This window comes from Sphingobacterium deserti (assembly GCF_000757725.1).
Classification (GTDB): Bacteria; Bacteroidota; Bacteroidia; order Sphingobacteriales; family Sphingobacteriaceae; genus Sphingobacterium; species Sphingobacterium deserti.
In genome coordinates this window covers 1-18,918 of record NZ_JJMU01000044.1, presented here as the reverse complement: position 1 = coordinate 18,918, position 18,918 = coordinate 1, and the positions used below count along the sequence as shown (strand labels likewise).

Genomic DNA, 18,918 nt, shown 5'->3' with positions numbered 1-18,918 from the left:
CCTACTTTTAGCGTTCACGCGAAAAAGAATACGGTCTGTCCGCAGCTGCCGTACCTCTAGACAAGTTGGGGTTTGCAGACATGCTGAAGTTCAATTTAGCTCCCTTATACAAATCTTCGATCCGAAGGAAGTTCTGCGTATGCTTTTTCCCGTTGAAACGCAGCTGATCGACGTACACATTCCCTTTGGATTGATTCTCTGCCGTGATAACTATTTTTTTCCCATTCTCTAGTTTCACGGTCACTTCATCAAACTGGGGTGATCCTAAGATGTATTCACCAGACCCGGGTGCAACAGGATAGAAACCCAAGGAAGAAAACACATACCAAGCCGAAGTTTGTCCATTATCCTCATCTCCGCAATAGCCATCCGGACCCGCAGAATAAAGTTTATCCATAATCTCGCGCACCTTGGCTTGTGTCTTCCAGGGAGCTGCCGAGTAGTTATATAAATACGGCATGTGCTGTATGGGTTGGTTACCATGCGCATACTGCCCCATGTTCATGATCTGCATTTCACGCATCTCATGGATCATGCTACGGCTTTTCATTCCCTCTTCGCTAGGTACCACAAACACCGTATCCAACATCGCGGTAAAGGCTTTGTCACCACCCATCAGATCGATCAACCCTTGTGGGTCATGAAATACGCAAAAGCTCCAGTGCCAAGAGTTGCCCTCTGTAAATTCACCGGACCAAGCGCTTGGGTCAAAATTTTTGATGAAGGTGCCGTCTTTATTCTTCCCACGCATAAGCTTTGTGGTCGGGTCGTAAAGGTTTTTGTAATTGAGGGCTCTTTGGGCATACATCTTCGTTTCCGAATCCGGTCGTCCCAACGCCTTCCCAAACTGGTATATGCACCAATCGTTATAGGCGTATTCCAATGTCCGGGCTGCATTCTGCGAAATGCCCGCATCTGCAGGAATATAGCCCAAGCTATTATACAGCTCATGCCCGTATCTTCCTGTAGAAGTATTTTTAGGGTGCACGTTATTTGCTCCCCATTGCACTGCTTCCCACAACTGCATAGCGTCGTAGCCCTTCCTGCCGGTAAGATAGGCATCAGCCACTACAGAAGCCGAGTTGTTCCCGATCATGGATGCGCGATGTCCAGGAGAGGCCCATTCTGGTAAAAAACCACTTTCTTTGTATGCGTTGACCAAACCTTCCTGCATACGATCGTTCATCGATGGATAGAGCAAGTTTAACAGCGGAAACAAGCTGCGGAATGTATCCCAAAAACCGGTATCGGTAAACATTTCACCAGGTAATACTTTTCCGTTATATGGGCTATAATGCACCCGGTTTCCGGCAGCATCTATTTCAGAAAGGTCGCGCGGGAACAGCGTAGAACGGTAAAGGCAGGAATAAAATGTTTGCAAGCGTTCTTGATTGTTATCCTTAATCTGCACGCGTCCAAGCACATCGTTCCATGCGGCACGCCCTTCATCTGCAACCTGCTGCAGCGATTTTTCACGCACCTCGTTTAAGTTAAGCGAGGCTTGCTCAAAACTGATAAATGACGAAGCGACTCGCGCCGTTACTTGCTGTCCTCTCTTCAACCCTTTAAACCCAACAATGGCTCCTGCATGATCCGTAGTTATTTCGAGTCCTTCTTTTGCTTTCAGTTTTCCATTATCCACTAAAAAATAGCTATCCATCGGTTGGTCAAATTCAATTACAAAATAGTTTTTGAAATTATCAGGTGTCCCCCCACTGTTGCGTGTATTATAGCCGATAATCTTATTTTCTTCGGGGATCAGCTTCACGAAAGAGCCCTTGTCAAAAGCATCAATAACCACATAGGCACTATCGGTCTCCGGAAATGTAAATTGGAAAACGACAGCCCGCTGTGACGGACTAAATTCCGTGGTTATACCGTGGTCTGCCAAGAACACACTGTAGTAGTAGGGTTTTGCAATTTCCGCTTTATGGGAAAACCAACTGGCCCGCGCATCTTGGTCGAATACCGGCTTCCCTGTTATCGGCATCAACGAAAACTGGCCGTAATCGTTATTCCACGGGCTGGGTTGATGTGTCTGTTTAAAGCCTTTAATCTTGTCAGCTGAATAGGTGTACACCCATCCGTCACCCATATTACCAGTCTGGGGTGTCCAAAAGTTCATTCCCCAGGGACGGGCAATAGCGGGATAGGTATTTCCTGTGGACAATTCATATTTAGATAGGGCCCCCACCAATGTGCTTACGTAATCTACCGGTTCGGGCGATTGTGCGGCAACTTGTTGGATAGACAGCATCCATACTAATGCAAACAGGAAAAAAGAATTGTTCTTCATATAGATAGTTTTTGTTTTTCAAGGGTGATGCGCCAGCAGGCGGATCTATGTTGTATTCACCACGTTATATTTCTCTAACGAAGGCATTGCAAGTTTATCGATTTAGTTGCAATTAGACGAACTTATAACCGGTAAATTTACCATAAAAATTCTACCTTAACGCCCTCGGGATCATTCTCAAATCCCAGCAGATAAGTGTTAGATACACTATCCCATTTTCCTTGATCAAATACCTCGGCGCTATTGACCCGTACACTTTTCGGCTTTTTGGGCAGTAGTATTCTGGAAATGTTAGTGGTCTCTATGGGACTTTTGGCGACGTAGGAATAACTGGATCTACTGATCTTTTCGTCATACACCCGACTAGCAGCGGCAAGCACTTGTGGCTTTTGCTTGTCTTTAATTAAGTCAACGTTAAAAAAGTAGGCTTGCTCGCCAGGCGAGATAGATCGCTCGCGGTAGATCGGAAGTTCCGGGTCAAACAAGTCGATCAAAGTTCCAGCAATACTGTATTTATCATCGCTCACGCTTTCATCCACTACCGCGACCAACTCAAAAGGATCACGCCGCAAATAGAAGTGATTTTTGAACGCTAACGCACGCCCAGTAGCTGCTTGGTAGCGTTCTTGGGTCATCTTCGTCAGCCGCTCACTGTTATTTGTTTTCAGAACGAAATCTTTGGGATCTACCCGTATAATTTGCACAGTGCCTTTACCAAAGGGATACAAACCTTCGGCTGCGCCAAAAGGAATGCTCATTTTTTCAAAAAGATGATCCGCAGGACTTTGATACGTATTGCCTTTGGTATTCCACCACTCCTGCACCGTCTGAAAAGGGTCTTTATCAGTTCCGCAGTAAATCAGTTGCCCGCCAGATTTCACCCAAGCGGCTACTTGTTCATGTGCGACCGGATCCAACGGTTTCATGTTTGCATAGGTCATCAGTAACACTTTCGTATCTGTCAGCGCTTCTTTGTAACCTAAGTTCTCGATATGCACTGTCTTTACAGGTACACCGCGTTTCAGGAAAGGAAGTGTAAGGCCGTAAAAGTTTGCTAACTGTGGATCGTCATACCCGGCGTGTGTTGGAAAGCGTTGAAACATTAGCGAGTTGGCCATTAGTACCGATATGCCCTCACTACCCGTCAGCTTATTATCACTTAAAGGCATTTGATTCAAAGAGTTGATCATGACCTGCATCTGCGTGGAATAATGTCGCGGTATTCGCTGCTTTTCATCGCTGTTTGGGTTAGTGCGATACAGACTTTCGTAAATACGCTCGGGCCATGGCATCACCTCGTAATCGGCGATCTGTGGATACAGCAACTGCGCCACGAAGGTTGCCTGGTAATTGATTTTATAATCTACCCAATCCTTTGCGCGGTCTTCGATAGGATCGGTTAAAAAGAACATCTTTCGTCCCGTAGGCGCCGTCATGGACGCCATGGAACCATACTCTAGGTACGCTGTTTCAAAAACCCGCTCCTTCGCTGTTCCATTGAAATAGTTGGGTTCTCTGGATGTTCCTGTCCACACCTGTGCAATATAGCCATCCACGACCGGCAAAGAAGCCAAGCTCGCCTCCGGGGAAACAATCATCCATTGCGCATAGTTAACGAGCGAGTGCGTAGGGACGTAGCATTTTACATCCATGCCTTTGCTCTTCCCGTATGCCTTGGCAAAGGTAAATACCTCCTCCAAGGCTTTGTAGTAGAGGTGGTATTTAAGCTTGTTTGATAGATAGGTATTCTCTGGAGATTCATGCTGCGGACGCCAGTCAAAACCGTAGTACTTTTTCCACTCCCGCTTGAAGGCTGCACTGTATCCTGCCCGAGCCCAGAATTCCGGTTCTTCCATAAATATCGCGTCAATTCCGGCGTCAATCACCGGCTTGACATGGCGTTCTTTCAGATAGGCAAGAAAGTTATCGGTAGGTACGATGTATGGCACCATATGCCCGTGCCAGATCGTGTCTTGCGCTTGCGTTACCTGCCCTTCATCCAGATGCCATTTCCCATCCCATTGCCCTGTGAAATAATCTTGGTACTCGCCCCAGGCGATACCCGTCATAAAATGAATGGTATACCCCCGATCTTTCCACGATTTTACACGCTCCGCAAACGGCAAGCGTTTATGCTTATCCGAAGGATTCCCGCCTACGCCGTAAATCATCACTGCATCGGCGCGGTTATCGATTGTAGGACGCCATTCTCGCGAGGTCTGAAAGGTAGTTTTAACCTGATCAGTTTTATGCTGTGCCGAGAGCGATCCGCTTGCCAGCACACAAGCAATTCCTATATATGCTTTCCAGTATGTCATGCCATTTCGATTTTCAAGCTATCAGTTTACAAATACTTCTTTTGCATCCGTATAGTTATAGCGCCTTGTGCCGCTTCCCGCCGGCGTATCGTAATTGATGCGTGCCGCTGCGCGGATGAAAACAATCCGGCCAGCCGGAATCGTGCCTTGCGATTCGATTGTCACGGTTTGGCCAAGCAAACTATTAAAAGCCGATCCGGTATAATTAATAACGTTCGTCCATCGCTCATCCCTAGCCCGATAACCTACTGACGAGGAATAGCTTACAAAAAGTTGTATATCGGTAACGTTTTGGAAACTGCTACTGTAGCCTCCCATGGGCTCTATTTTTTGACGGAATTCATCTTCCGTAACCCCTCGGTTTACGCGAACTTTCGCCTGTATCTTGCCGTTAACCACCTGTGGTTCGCCCACCCATTCCACATTCAGGAATGGCTGCACCTCAAATTTAACGTTGGTTACCCCTTCGATTTCGATGTCTTTTGTTTCATCTGCAATGGGCACTCCACGCTCATCCTCCCGCAATAAAGGAATAAACGGGCCATCTACTTGGACGTTATACGTCCCCTTAAAAATTTTCGTATTCTGGAAGCTTCCATCTGGCATACAGAAGAAATCTGGATTAGGCGTCACATTATCGCCCCAGCTGGTTTCGATGAGACGCACCCGGATGCCTTCACTTCCTTGATCTGTTAGCACGCGTTTTCCGGTAGCGACATCCACCACTTCGCCTTGCAATGTTTCGGCTGGAGCTGGATAGTTATCCAGCTCAACTAAACTACAGGAAGCCAAAAAGAAAACAGATGTTAATGATATAAAAATGCTTGTCTTTTTCATGATTATTTTAGATTTTCTTTGTTCAATTTATTCGTAATCAGCAACTACTCCGTTTACTACCTATTAGGTTGCTGGTCTATCACACTGCTCTTAGCAACTTCTCCGCCTGGAATAGAAAAATAATAGTCGATTACATTGTATTCAAAGGTTTTCAAACTCACCCATTGAAATCGCGCATCGAAAAAGTATTTCCCACTATTAGTCGAAAAGAAAGGGTAAAGCCCACGGAAACGATAGCGGATATTATTACTAAATGCGTCTTTGTTTCTATTTTCTCCCCAGAAGCCATTCCGTCCTTCATAGTGCTGCACACGCCAGCGTCGTATATCCCATTTAGATTTGTGCTCTAACGCCAACTCTTTACGTCTCTCCTTGCGAATGGTATTCCGTCCGCTTTCGGTAGGTGCAAGTAGACCTGAAAGCAAGGACGCTCCCGCCCGCTCCCGAATATCGTTGACCGCTTGTGTAGCCACCTGCATCAGGTCAGATCCATCAGGTGATGCCTCTCCGGCAAGCGAAAGTTCAATAGCTGCCTCCGCAGCATTCAATAAGACTTCGGCATAACGCATCAACACAAAATGTTGATCTGATCTTCCTTCTGCTGCAACGAAAGCGGGGTCAGGGTTTAACCATTTTCGGCCATACAGCCCTGTAAGACTTCCTTCACCATTATCGTAGAACGGTCCGTTGGCGCCGGCGGCGGTTATTTGTGTACCGTTGTAATCCACCACTTCTTGCGCATTTCCTTCTCTTGGGCTTAAAAAGAGTGTTTTGGGGCTAGCTCGGTAAGCATTCAGGTTTTGATACCTGTTTTCCGCCGCTTGATAGGAATAGTCATTGAAAAGCGGCTTCACCGGCACGGCACCGGTGTAAACACCTGCGCGTACTTCAATATCTCTACCTTTGAACCGGTCGCCGGGAAAAATAACATATGCCCGTAATCGAGGCTCGGCATTTCTAAAAAAATCCATGGGGCTGTCATAAAGCAGATAATCGCCTTGCGTATTGGAGTTACCGGTCGTCACCTTAATGGTACCATCCGGATACCGGTTGAAGCCTTCAAAGAGTTCTATAAAATCAAGGGTAGGACATGTCCCTGAGGCCAAAGGAGCTTTGAAAATAAAAGGCGCACTATAGGCATCGTATCCGTGTGTGGATATAGGAAAAGTATATTCTTTGATGTAAATGTTTTCTGGACTTTCAACGTCGCTGAACATATCTACCATATTTTGGTATTGTGCTTCCGCATCGTTTGCTGCCCATCTTTTTTTATAAAGTGCATACTTTCCTGCACCCATAATTTCCCTTGCCGCCAGGTAGGCCTCTCTAAAATATTTCTTCGACGCCGCTTGCCAGGAATTTTCGGCAAAGCCGATAACCCGTACGCCGGTCTTCTCCCCCAGTCCAGTAAGGCGGCCCGGTACCGTTTCATTATACTTGGCTACACTCCCGGCATAGAGCATGGCTTCTGATTTAAATGCCAACGCTACATACTTATTCGCATAGCCGCGCTTCGGACTTGCGGGAGACAGTAATGCTGCCGCCTGATCAAAGTCGGCAAGCACCTGGTTCCAGGTTTCCTCCTCGCTGGCGCGTGGCACTTCCAATTCGGCTTGCTCTGCCGGATACGGAATCACTTTGGTCACCAGCGGCACACCGCCGAATCTTCTGGCCATTGCATTGAACACAAATGCTCTAACGAAATAGGCTTCGCCTAAATAGTGATTGTAGGTAATTTCGGGAAATGCATCTTTATAAAGAGGAAGATTTTCGATGAGGTAATTTGCGTCCCGTAAAAGCGTCATGGCCCTGCCCCAATAAGGTGTTCGCTCGCCGGTAAATGCGGAACTAATTCCGTCACGGTTTAGCGCTTCACCTGTTCCTTCAATGCCCATCGAAGCGAGCCATCCATTAAATTCCACCCCCCACTGCGCCATGTACTTGAAATCTTCAAAGGGCATGTTACTGTACATTCTTGCCAAATACACCTCCACACCTGATTCACTGGTGAACAAGTCGTTATCACCAATGATGCTCTTCGGCGGGATATCTAAAAAATTCGAACACGAGGCAAAGAAGACACAAATAGCCAGCGTGAGCTGATATATTTTTTTCATAGGATTGTTTTTTAACATAAAATAGTCCATAACACAATGGGATTAAAAGGTAAGTGACAGGCCACCGGTGATCGTTTTGTTCAACGGATAGAGTCGTCCCAACTCATCTTCTGGATGTTCCGGATCGACAAACTTTACACCGGTTATGGTAAACAAATTATAGGCATTCGCAAATATCCGCAGGTTCATTGTGGAGGAAGGTCTAAATTTGGGCAAGGTGTATCCCAGTTCCACACTTTTTAGTCGTAGATATGCTGTGCTCACCCGATTAAATGTCGAGGTCTCTATTGGATAGTTTCCCGTAAAGCCATAATAACCGCTAACCCATTCCTGCGAAGGATCCCAAGGGTCGGCCTGCGGATCAACCGTATGCCAACGATCGGTATACTGCTCCAGTATTCCCCCACCATTGGTACCCCAGATCGCACGAAGTGGTTCCAGATACTGCATGGAGCCTAAGGCCGTTCCTTGTAAAAGGAAGTTCATATCGAAATTTTTGTAATTGGCATCAAAACTGAAACTAAAGTTTAACCATGGTGTGCTATCAAAAAACAGTGGCCGCATATCTAACCCATTGATCTCCCCATCGCCGTTCCAATCTTCGTATTTGTAATCGCCCGGCAAGGTTTGGTTACCTTTATATATCGGAAAACTGCGAACATCATCCCAATCCAGGTAACGTCCTGCCCCCTGATACCCAAACTGCATACCCTGATTCCGGTTGTTTAGGTTGTCGTTGCGCCAGCGATCGTAAGAATTTCCCCAAGGTCCTTTCTCGGAGCCTACGAGGTGCTTCTGCCGGGTGATGGTTCCGATCGCTTTCATGCGGTAGGATAGCTCACCGATCTTATTGCGGTGCGAAAGTTCAAGGTCAATCCCAAAATGCTTGTCGCTATCGAGATTTTCGCGTGGGGCGGTCGCACCGATCACCGTCGGAAGGTCACCCGTACGGCGTGCAAAAAGCCCTTTACGCTCGCGTTCAAAATAATCCACAGCAAAGCCGAAAAGACCATTCCATCCTTCGAAATCCATACCGAAATTTAAGGTGTTGGATGTGAACCATGTAATCATCTGATTTGGTAGAGGCAGGGTTGACACGCCATAAATAAATTGATTCCCAAACATATATCCAGGGGCGTACTGCGCATAGTATCCGCTACCTGCGTTACTAGATGTCGCAGGATAGTCGTAGCCCGTTGCCCAATCATATTGGAGGCTACCATCGTCTCCCAATACGCCGTAGCTTCCGCGGAGCTTTAGCTGGTTCACGAAAGAAAGCGCCGACCACTCTTTAAAGAAAGGCTCCTCGGAGATACGCCAAGCCACAGATGCAGATGGGAAAAATCCCCATTGACGACCTGGAAGAAACTTGGAAGAACCGTCATAACGGAATTGCGCCTCCGCTATATAGCGGTTGTCAAACGTGTAGTTGGCCCTTCCGAAAACTGCGGCATTGGCTGTCTCATATATATCATTCAATGAGCTGCTCATGCCACCCAGTTGGTCTTGTGCCACACCGGCAAAAAGATAATCCATAGCAAAAGCAAGGTTACGCTGCGCAAAGAAGTTATCTCCAGTTTGTTTTTGCACTTCCCCTCCCAAGAGACCAGTCACCTGATGTAGGCCATTAAATTCGCGGTTGTAGTTTGCAATAAACTGTCCAAGCACTTGTTGTTTATCAAACATTTCCCTGCGTATCTGGTTCGGCGAACTGATATTGTACAATTTGGGCACATACAACTGGCTTACTGGATCGAGAGCGTATTGATAGTATTCTCTCCTATTGATATTATTATTATCCATCCGGTAATCATAACTGACCAGTGCTTTTGCGGAAAGGCCTTTTAGCGCATCACTGACAACGCCGAAATCGTAATTCAGGCTCGCAGACGATTGAAGCTGTTTCTGTCCGGTTTTACGATAACCCGAAATATCGGCAGTCATCTTCGCGACTGTATTTTCTTCCAGATCCAATCCTTCATAGTTGAGCATAGTATTCTCTGGATCTGCATAGGCTGGAACGAGTACCCCCTGCCGCCAGTAATTACGAATAATATCCGCAGAACTAGAATAAGGGCTATTACGTTGGTCCACGACGCCGCTCAAATTGAGGTCAAAACTCATCCCCTTCATCACCTCGGCACTGATATTTGATCGAAGATTTACTTTTCTGTAATTCAAATCACCTGATTTAAAAAAGCCTTCCTGATACAGGTGCCCTACGCCAACATAGTATTGCGATTTTTCTGCTCCACCTGTAATGCTAAGATCCTGCTGTGTCTGCGGAGAATAGTCAGAAAAAATAAGGGATGTCCAATCCGTTGTACGCCGCTTGCCTGTTCTAAAATCTTCAAACCAGCTCTCTGGATAAATGATACTAAAAGGCGATGCAATATTATTCCGAGCCCTTTCATTTTCGATCGTCATCGATTCGTATGGATCGGCCAGGGTTGGTAATCCCGACGGTCGTTGAAAGGTATAGGTGCTGTTCAGCGAAACACTTGTCATCCCGGTTTTGGTTCCCTTTTTCGTGGTGACGAGCACCACACCATTCGCTGCCCGCACCCCATAGATCGCGGCGGAGGCATCTTTCAACACCGATATATCTTCTATATCACTGGGATTAAGGCGCTGGAAGTCTGCTGTGGTGCGAGGTATCCCATCTATCACGACCAACGGACTGCCCAGTCCCCGGATGTCGAAACTATTATTGAACGATCCCGGTTCGGCACTTCGCTGCCACACCCGCACGCCGGGAATACGCCCGGTCAGCATGTTCTGCGGGTTCTCATTTTTGGTGCGCCTCATCTCATCTCCTTTAATGTTGGAGACGGCCCCTGTGAGGGAGACTTTTCGTTGTGTTCCGTATCCGACAACGACGACCTCTTCCAGGGATGATTCATCCGCTTGCAGAACGATGTCAATACGGCTTCGTGCGCCTACGGGCTCTTCTGCGCTGACAAATCCCACAAAAGAATAGTGCAGCACAGCGCCCTGCGGCGCCTGAATGCTGTACGCTCCGTCTGCATCCGTGCTGGTCGCGATTTGTGGCGACGCACCTTTCACTGCTATGGATACGCCCGCAAGGGCTTGTCCATCTGGGCTTGTAACTCTTCCCGTCACACTCACCTGCTGTGCCATAGACAGCCCTGGGAGGAGGAGCAGTACAAACCATATCGTGTGCATCAATATGCGCACTTCCATCTTTAAATTCTTGATCATATAGGTTTTCTTTACGCTATTGGTTAGCTATTTTGTGAGTTCATATCTTGACAAAACCGCATATTCTGCTGCGAAGGCGAAGGTGAACATACCTTCTGTATCGTTCTTGCCCCGATCGCGGTTCCATCCGACCAGTAAGTTTGTAGGCAAAAGCCCATTGTGGAAATGTTGCTCGTAGGCGTAGTCTAGATTCTGCTGAAACGCTGCGATGTATGCATCGGACTCTTTGTGGGATGGATAAAGGTCTACATAGCCGCGCATCAACACGCCATTAAACCAGTTTCTAAACCCGCTGATATCAAATGTGTAGTAATCGGCAACGTTAACTCCTTTTTTTGCGAAATACGAGAAGGAAGCATTGGCTAAAGCGGCGCCATCTTCCCGATATTTGCCATCTTGTGTGACGCGGTAGAGGTCGGCCGCACCCGATAACATCGTACCACTATTGTAGGTAATTGCTGGCCCCACTCTATCCCGGCAGGTAATGCCGCGGCGGTAGCTAATACCGTTGATCTGTTCCAATTGAGGAGATCCGGGCGTACAGCCGCCCATCATATCGTCATAAACACCATCGGGACGAAGCAACGCCTTTTTCTGCCAATCGTAGATTTTCTTAGCAAACATCAGGTAGTAGTCCGCTTTGCTCATCTGTGTTTGTCGCCGGGTTCTGCGATCAGTTCCATCAATGTAACGATGCGTTATCTGGTCAGGTTTTGCTTTATAGAGTTCGTGCAACCAAACCAATGGGCTAACCATTGGTCCATTACTACAAGCATGTTTCGTCACATAGCCCGGCCCCCAAGTGATACCGCCTACCTCGTTTCCATTTGCATCAATGGTGCAGTCCCATCCATCAAGCACGTATTCCGTCAGGTATTCGGCTTTACTTAAAAATTCCGCGTTGCCGGTCACTTTGTAGGCTTCCAAAAATTCACGGATCAGCCACATTTGGTCATCATATACATTTTCAATGCCTTCTACACGCGCACCGCCCTTGGAACTTCCGCGATTTACGCCATACACCGTCCATTCTTTGGTTCCGGTATAAGATGTCAGGTTGAATGTGCCCAAATAATATTCGGCCCCGTCGTAGAGCTTCATAAGTTCTTGCTCATAGCGGCTAAAATTGGCATTGTAGCGCGTCGCATCTCCTTTTTCCTTTTCCATTTCCAGCGTGTGCAAAATCGCCGTAACAGCCTCAATGGCGCTAGTATACATCCATACACTTCCCACCTCGGCCGAGCGCCTTTCGGTGTAAGGATTGTAATACCTTGCCATAGTCATTCCACTGCCCGAGAAATAGGCCGTGAGCGCATTATCAGTTATCTCCATAGCGCGGGTGAGCGACCGGCTTGCCAGATTTGTATCTTCAGACGGCGGCGTCTCCTCATCGTTTTTCGCCTTGTCACAGGCACAGATGAACAAGCAAAGCAAGCTTCCCATCACGATCATCATCGTTTTTTTCATCTTTAGTTTATTTTAATAGTGTGAACAACCAGTTTATTCTCTCCTGTATTTGCCTCTCCATTGTATACGCCAAGCGCTAGGGTGACATCGGTTCCATTGAAAGCAGATAGGTCATAGGTAAAGACGGCGTATCCTTCTGGGTTACCGGCACCACCATCGCCATGCTTAAAGCGCCAACAGCCATCGTTGGCGGCAGATGCCTGCTGCGCAGTATTAGCGGCCGGTGAAAGATGTGTTACGGTGCCATCGTTGGCAATCGCTGTCAATTTGAAATAAGTGAAGTTGCTTCCGAAATTACGCGTACTGAGCGCTAGGCGATTGCTTCCTGATGCAATTGAAAATTTAGCATACAGGTAGGCTTCTGGAACTTTCGTATCTACCTCCGGCGTGTTTCGTGTTTTGATGATATAACCTTCGGAAGGGAAGACTTCAGGATCTTTTTTCAACGGCATAAACATCCATTCGGCACCGACATGGGCAACATTCCTCCAAGCGCGATAGGCATCCACGTAGTTATCGCGGTTACCGCTTATAGGGCTAAGTCCTGTGAATGATTTTTTGACGTGCGGCATCGTGGACCGTGCGGTTTCTTGCGAAAGCTTCCACCCCGTAATAACCTCTGTTCCTGGCAACCAATCCCAGTTCACGACCTTTCTGTCAGCAAATCGAATCGCGCGTAAAACAAGTTGTTTCCAATAGTCTCCGGTCGACTGCCGATAGATTCCCACCGCAATGATCACTTCCTTACCGACATACGCACTTAGATCAAAGTCAAAATCCGCATAACCTCCGGCATGGGTACGCGTATTGCCCACTTTTTCTGCTTTTGGCTGTGCCGCACTCAGGTCGATCACCTGCACGCCGAAATAAGCCGGTGCTGCGGCATCTGCATTATGAGTCTGAGCACGCAACGAAAGGATTTTGTTGTCTTCCGTGATCAACTTGCTACCATAGACGAACGAATCAAAAACATCCGTGTCAGCAGGATTACTTCTATCATCTCCGCTATTGCGAATCTGTATCGTCGTTCCTTCATTCTGTTCCTGCCATGCCCCTCTAAAATTCAGTGTGCTCATGTAGTTACAAGCCCAATCCCAATGTGGATAAGCATCCGCATTTCTTCCACCGCGATACTCGTTATAATACCATTTTTCCGCTTTTTGTAAATCGGTTGCCGTCAACCCTCGAAGAAGTTCTTGCCCCCCCATTTGGACGTCGATAGTAACCACACCGTCCACAAAATCAGTAGCCGAGATCGCTTGTGCAATACTTACATATCCACCCTTCGTGAAGGAAATACTGTAATTATTTTCAATGAGGTTAGGAATAACATATCGTCCATTGCTATCCGTCGTTACGGTTCCACCAACGGTACCAATGGAGACCGTTACTCCAGCTAATGGTTGGCCCGCATTCAATGCATCCGTCACGGTTCCGACAATCTGGGCAGAAGCGCTAACCATCGCCACATCAACCGTTGCCATGCCAGCTTCATCAAAACCGGCCGCCGTTACGGTAAGGCCAACGGCCATCCAGCCATCTTTTTCAAAGGTAACCGCATGCGTTCTGTAGGTTACCTCGCTAAAGGCATATTTTCCATCAGTCCCACTTGTGGCTACCTGATCTTCTTCTTTGATCCCGGAAAGCGTAACTTTTACGCCGGAAATAGGGTCGCCATCGGCATCGGTAATGGTACCGATCACTTGGCCACGTCGGTTGTCCAGAGCCCCCTGCTCTTTTTTACAGCCGATATGTAGCAGGACCACAAAAGCGATCAATGCCACATGGATTAATTTTTTTAGGTTTTTCATCCGATTAATTTTTAAAAGGTCAGTGTATTTTATTGGTTTATTCTGTTTTGGTTTACTTAGGTATATGTGGGTTTAATATTCTTTAGGTGATACTTTCATAGTCTAGTAGTTTTCATTGAGGCTTGGTGAAGTTTACAGATTTCATTGCAACTGGTGTTTGCTTAATACAGCATATTGTGCGGCGTAGGTAAACATAAACATGCCTTCCACGCCCTGTTGTTCTTTTTCGTCTGTCCAACCTTTCAATAAATTCGTAGGTAGAAAACCATCCTGCTGGAAACGGTCGAAACCATAATCCAGATTGCGTTGAAAAGCCATCAGGTAATTGCTGATGCCAGCGTCTAGCACCGTAGCCTCTTGGTAGCCACGCAAAAGAATACCGTTAAACCAGTTACTAAAACCGCTAGTCTCAAAGCTGTAATATTGCGGAACGTCTTTTCCCAAGATGGCAAACTGCCGGAAACTGTTTTTAGCTAGTTCTTTACCGTCTTTGGCATATCGTTCCGCCTTCGTTACACGGTACAGGTCTACCGCGCCAGACAACATCGTACCACTGTTATAGGAATGCGCTTTTCCCACGGCTTTTGTCAAAGGAGTATTTGCGCGATAGCGCTTGCCGCCCGATTCTTCGTAGCGGATATCGCAATTCGGAACGCAACCGCCCATCATATCGGCGTATACACCATTTGTATTGAGCAGGTTGTTCTTTTGCCATTCATAAATAGCTTGCGCATATTGAAGGTAGTATTGTTGTTTCTCGACCTGCGCGGTACGCCGCGTTTGTCGGTCTTGCGCATCAATAAAGCGATGCTCTACTTTATCGGATTTGCCTTTGTAAAGTTCGTGCAACCAAACTAATGAACTTATCAATGGCGCATTGCTGCAGGCATGCTTTGTGGTGTAGCCAGGCCCCCAAGGTATACCTCCGTTCTCTTTACCATTGCTGTCGCGCGTCACGTCCCAACCATCAAGCACGTAGGCAGTCAGATATTCCGCTTTCTCCAAGAAATTCTTGTTTCCGGTTAATTTGTAGGAATCCAACAACTCCCTGATCAGCCACATCTGGTCGTCATACACATTGAGGACACCCGTAACATTTGCCTGGCCTTTTTGCTTAACGCGATCTACCGCATACACCGACCATGTCTTCGTCTGTGTATAGGAAACAAGCTCAAAAGTACCCAAGTAATAATCTGCCGCTGCGTAAATTTTGTCCAGCAACTTCACATAGCGCGCATAATGAAGATCGTAAAGTTTGCTATCTCCCTTTTCCTTTGCGGCCTTAAGTGCATGAAGAACGGCGTTAATAGCTTCGATGCCGGCCGTATACATCCATACCGAAGCACGCTCATTCGATTTAGCTTTTGTGACAGGATTATAGAAGCGCCGCATCTCAAACGTTTGGGGATTAAAATAAGATGCTATGGTCACATCAACAAGTCCTATTGCACGCTCCAGGTTTTGAACAGCTACTACTGGCACATGTACTGCACCTGAGTTGGTGCTGGCAGTGATCAGTAACGTGCTTGTCGTCGATCTTGATAAGACCGTTGTCGCCGAGACCAGACTATACAGTATGCTGCACAAAAGAGCTTTAAAAAAAAACTTCATTCTGAAACTAATAAGGTTTATAATAATTTAAATTGGCGCAATGGTCTTCCGACACATTTCACAAACAAAATAGCGGAGGTAGGATTAAAACTAGGGTTAAAAAAGACAATTAACCCCTAAAAAAAAGCATTAACCCCCTATTTTTGATCGTTTTTGACTTTCGGTTGCAGAGCAGGACAGTCGCCTGATATGCCTATTGGGCGTAATTATTTTCATATAATATTAGCTACCTTTGCATGTAGTTATAAATTGTAAAGCCTATTTATGACGATGATAAGTCTAGACATGCGCGCCGATCGAACACCGTATTTTATATATTTCCTTTCTATTTTAACGACCTTATTGCTTGTGTCGAATAATCTTTTGGGACAAGGTATCCGCTTTACCGGAAGTAGCCAACCTATTGAAAAACGGACCTCGGCTAATTTTTTTTCCGAGGACGCGTTTACCTTTCGAGATCAATTTGCTATTAATTTTGATCTCCATGTGCCCAATAACAGCACGATGGGTTACATCGTTCGGATAAAAGAGGATGATCAGGGTTCTATCATCAATCTGCATTATGAAAAAGAAGATGGGCAAGCGGTATTTCGGCTGAACGAAGAGGGTAAAGCCAATTTAATTACTGTGCGTATTCCGCTGGAGCAGCTTATTGAGCAGCACTGGTTTCCGGTAAGGATAGCCTATGAGCTAGAAAAAGGGCAAATCGAACTGCAGATAGCGCGTAAGCCAGCGCAGGTTACCAAGGTGCCCCTCCGTTCGCCCTATTCGGCCAATGTTACGTTTGGGCGGAGCGACTACATGATTGATGTGCCTTCGTTCTCCTTACGGAATTTCCGCATCGGCAACAACGACCGGGAAATGGTATTTCCCCTACGGGAAAGCAAAGGGGATAAACTGCATAGCGCTTCCGGGGAGCCCATGGGAAATGTAGCAAATGGCACTTGGCTGATGAACGATGCGTACCATTGGCACAAGAATACGATCATGCACTCTTCCACACCTTCAGGAACACTCTATGATCCTAAAACAAAAACAATTTACTACTTCAATCAAGACTCGTTAGCCATTTACGAAATTCAGACTGGGGTAAAACGGCAGCTCCGCTTTCCGAGTCGTTGCCCCGTGGAAATCAAACTGGGAAACAGTTTTATGGTTCCTGAAGAGAACAGACTTTATATCTACGAAACGCATTATACAACACCCTATACCGGCCCCACGGTGGCAAGCTTAGATTTGGCCAACTTTAGTTGGCGAATAGAGAGCAGCGACTACCTGCAACGCGAACTAAACCACCATGCTGTCGCATACTTGCCCGATAGCCGCCAATTGATGCTATTCGGTGGATATGGGAATATGGTCTACAGCAACGATTTCCTACGTTACGACTTGAAGGATAAACAATGGTCGGCAGCGCCTATGGTTGGAGACTCTATTTTACCGCGATATTTTACCTCGGCAGGACGATCTACCGTAGACCAGAAAATCTACATTTTCGGCGGTATGGGCAATGAATCTGGACAGCATATTGTCGGCCGTAAATACTTCTATGACCTCTATAGTTTAGACCCAAAAAGCGGCACGACCAAAAAGCTGTGGGACGTCGATCGGAAGGATAGTCCGTTTGTTCCTGCACGGGGATTGGTGATTCCGGATTCCAACTGGATCTATATGCTCGGCTATCCCGAGCATTTAACGCACTCTTTTATTAAACTGCGCCGCTTCGCCCTGCAAGATGGCCGCTATGAAGTGCTAGGCGACTCTATCCCTATTTATTCTGACAGGATCAGCACGCACGCCAATCTTTATTTTGACCCCAACCTGAATAAATTGGTGGCCCTGGTGCAGGAGTCAGACGACGATGTACGATCTACGCTGACGGTTTACAGTTTAGACTTCCCTGCAATTAGTGCTGCTGAACTGGATGCCTTTCCTGGTTCCGGCTCCCGAAGCCATATCGGTTTCTACGTACTGGGCGTCACTGTACTTTGCCTTGGCGGCGTCCTATACGTGAGGTATCGTCGCCCGAAGCAAGCCGATCCGGAACCTCTGCTGACCGCCCCTCCCGCAAAGCAACACGAACAGCCGCAAGTAAACCGCATCAACCTCTTCGGGGACTTTACGGTGTTGGACCGGCGAGGTGTTGATGTCTCGCATCTGTTCAGCACAAGGCTGCAACAGGTTTTCTGTTTATTGCTTTTCCATAGTCACCATACTGGTATTAGTTCCAATTTGCTCACCCATCTCCTTTGGCCAGACAAACCGAAAGATAAAGCGAAGACCTCTCGGGGCGTAGCCATCAATAACCTGCGAAAGGTATTGAGCGAACTGGATGGGATTGAAATCGTCTATGAGGAGGGACATTACCGCGTGATAGTTGAATCGATTTGCTATTGCGATTATTGGCGCCTGCAGGATCTACTTGCCAACGGTACGGAGATCTTATCTCCTGAGATTTTAAACATGCTGGAACGTGGTGAATTTCTGCTGGGCATAGACGATCCTATTTTCGACAAATTCAAACATGATAGCGAAAGTATGTTGATCGACAACTTCCAAAAGCAACTGGCTAAAAGTAGGGCCGATAAGGACTGGTCTTCGTTATTTCGTGCGGCAGAGGCATTAATTATGGTGGATGCAACAAACGAGCTTGCTCTCGAGCAAGGGCTCTACGCTCTGTATAAGGAAAAGCTCGAATCTCGCGCCAAGACGTTCTATAAACGCTTCGCCGAGAACTACCGCCGCTTAATGGGGGAAGAATATAGGAGGAGTTTTGAAGAGCTGTGGCTGCGTGTAACGCAATAATAAAGTCTTTGTCATTATATTCTGGGATTTAATAGCGGGTCTCGCTTTGTCGCAATAAACTGTACGCACTACGCAATACTCTTTTGTCCCTAAGCCCGGGACAGGGGCGGTACTTTTGTGGGGCAAAAGTACCCAAAACCCTGTCGCTTATTTTTGTTGCATCCTTAGTAGATCGTGCTCAGGCAAATCTCTACAGACGCAACAAAACTGAGGCGACTTTGCTGTTAATAAAGATTGGAAGCAATATTATAAGGAGTTTATGACCTTTTGGAATCGCATGCGTGTAGGTTAATATCTAACAGCAGAAACTACTATGTAGCGGGTCGCACTTTGTCGCATTACGCTATACGCACTACGCACTACTCTTTTGTCCCTAAGCTCGGGACAGGGGCGGTACTTTTGTGGGGCAAAATTACCCAAAACTCTGTCGCTTA

Annotated in this window: 9 protein-coding genes; 1 reads left to right on the top strand and 8 read right to left on the bottom strand. The window is 46.8% G+C overall.

The annotated features are described in order from the left end of the window. Positions 1-7: 7 nt before the first annotated feature. The 8 genes from DI53_RS12365 to DI53_RS12330 form a co-directional block, all read right to left on the bottom strand. The gene (locus DI53_RS12365) at positions 8-2,302 is read right to left on the bottom strand and encodes a GH92 family glycosyl hydrolase (protein WP_338056448.1); all 2,295 of its coding nucleotides are present in this window, start codon (positions 2,300-2,302) and stop codon (positions 8-10) included. A 131-nt stretch (positions 2,303-2,433) separates the two neighbouring features. Next, on the bottom strand, positions 2,434-4,614 hold the full coding sequence (locus DI53_RS12360; protein ID WP_037499858.1) for a hypothetical protein: 2,181 nt from the start codon (positions 4,612-4,614) through the stop codon (positions 2,434-2,436). Between the two features lie 21 nt (positions 4,615-4,635). Beyond that, a complete protein-coding gene (locus DI53_RS12355) occupies positions 4,636-5,451 on the bottom strand; it encodes a DUF3823 domain-containing protein (RefSeq protein ID WP_037499855.1) in 816 nt (271 codons plus the stop codon). A gap of 56 nt (positions 5,452-5,507) precedes the next feature. Beyond that, complete coding sequence (locus tag DI53_RS12350; protein WP_037499883.1) at positions 5,508-7,568, bottom strand: RagB/SusD family nutrient uptake outer membrane protein; 2,061 nt, start codon at positions 7,566-7,568, stop codon at positions 5,508-5,510. 42 nt (positions 7,569-7,610) lie between these two features. Continuing rightward, complete coding sequence (locus tag DI53_RS12345; protein ID WP_052072386.1) at positions 7,611-10,790, bottom strand: SusC/RagA family TonB-linked outer membrane protein; 3,180 nt, start codon at positions 10,788-10,790, stop codon at positions 7,611-7,613. A gap of 27 nt (positions 10,791-10,817) precedes the next feature. After that, a complete protein-coding gene (locus DI53_RS12340; RefSeq protein WP_037499852.1) occupies positions 10,818-12,257 on the bottom strand; it encodes a glycoside hydrolase family 76 protein in 1,440 nt (479 codons plus the stop codon). 2 nt (positions 12,258-12,259) lie between these two features. Then, positions 12,260-14,068, bottom strand: a complete 1,809-nt coding sequence (locus DI53_RS12335) for a carboxypeptidase-like regulatory domain-containing protein (protein ID WP_037499849.1) — start codon at positions 14,066-14,068, stop codon at positions 12,260-12,262. Between the two features lie 141 nt (positions 14,069-14,209). Next, positions 14,210-15,679, bottom strand: a complete 1,470-nt coding sequence (locus tag DI53_RS12330) for a glycoside hydrolase family 76 protein (protein ID WP_037499847.1) — start codon at positions 15,677-15,679, stop codon at positions 14,210-14,212. A gap of 264 nt (positions 15,680-15,943) precedes the next feature. On the opposite strand from DI53_RS12330, the gene DI53_RS12325 reads away from it, so the two are divergent. Further along, positions 15,944-18,484 (top strand): Kelch repeat-containing protein, encoded by a 2,541-nt coding sequence (locus tag DI53_RS12325; protein WP_052072385.1) that lies wholly within the window; start codon positions 15,944-15,946, stop codon positions 18,482-18,484. Positions 18,485-18,918 lie beyond the last annotated feature (434 nt).

What these genes read in the sequence shown, in the direction of transcription:
- DI53_RS12345 (WP_052072386.1), bottom strand. Translation starts at nt 10,790, where the DNA reads ATGATCAAGAATTTAAAGATGGAAGTGCGCATATTGATGCACACGATA.
- DI53_RS12355 (WP_037499855.1), bottom strand. Translation starts at nt 5,451, where the DNA reads ATGAAAAAGACAAGCATTTTTATATCATTAACATCTGTTTTCTTTTTG.
- DI53_RS12335 (WP_037499849.1), bottom strand. Translation starts at nt 14,068, where the DNA reads ATGAAAAACCTAAAAAAATTAATCCATGTGGCATTGATCGCTTTTGTG.
- DI53_RS12325 (WP_052072385.1), top strand. Translation starts at nt 15,944, where the DNA reads ATGACGATGATAAGTCTAGACATGCGCGCCGATCGAACACCGTATTTT.
- DI53_RS12330 (WP_037499847.1), bottom strand. Translation starts at nt 15,679, where the DNA reads ATGAAGTTTTTTTTTAAAGCTCTTTTGTGCAGCATACTGTATAGTCTG.
- DI53_RS12340 (WP_037499852.1), bottom strand. Translation starts at nt 12,257, where the DNA reads ATGAAAAAAACGATGATGATCGTGATGGGAAGCTTGCTTTGCTTGTTC.
- DI53_RS12350 (WP_037499883.1), bottom strand. Translation starts at nt 7,568, where the DNA reads ATGAAAAAAATATATCAGCTCACGCTGGCTATTTGTGTCTTCTTTGCC.
- DI53_RS12360 (WP_037499858.1), bottom strand. Translation starts at nt 4,614, where the DNA reads ATGACATACTGGAAAGCATATATAGGAATTGCTTGTGTGCTGGCAAGC.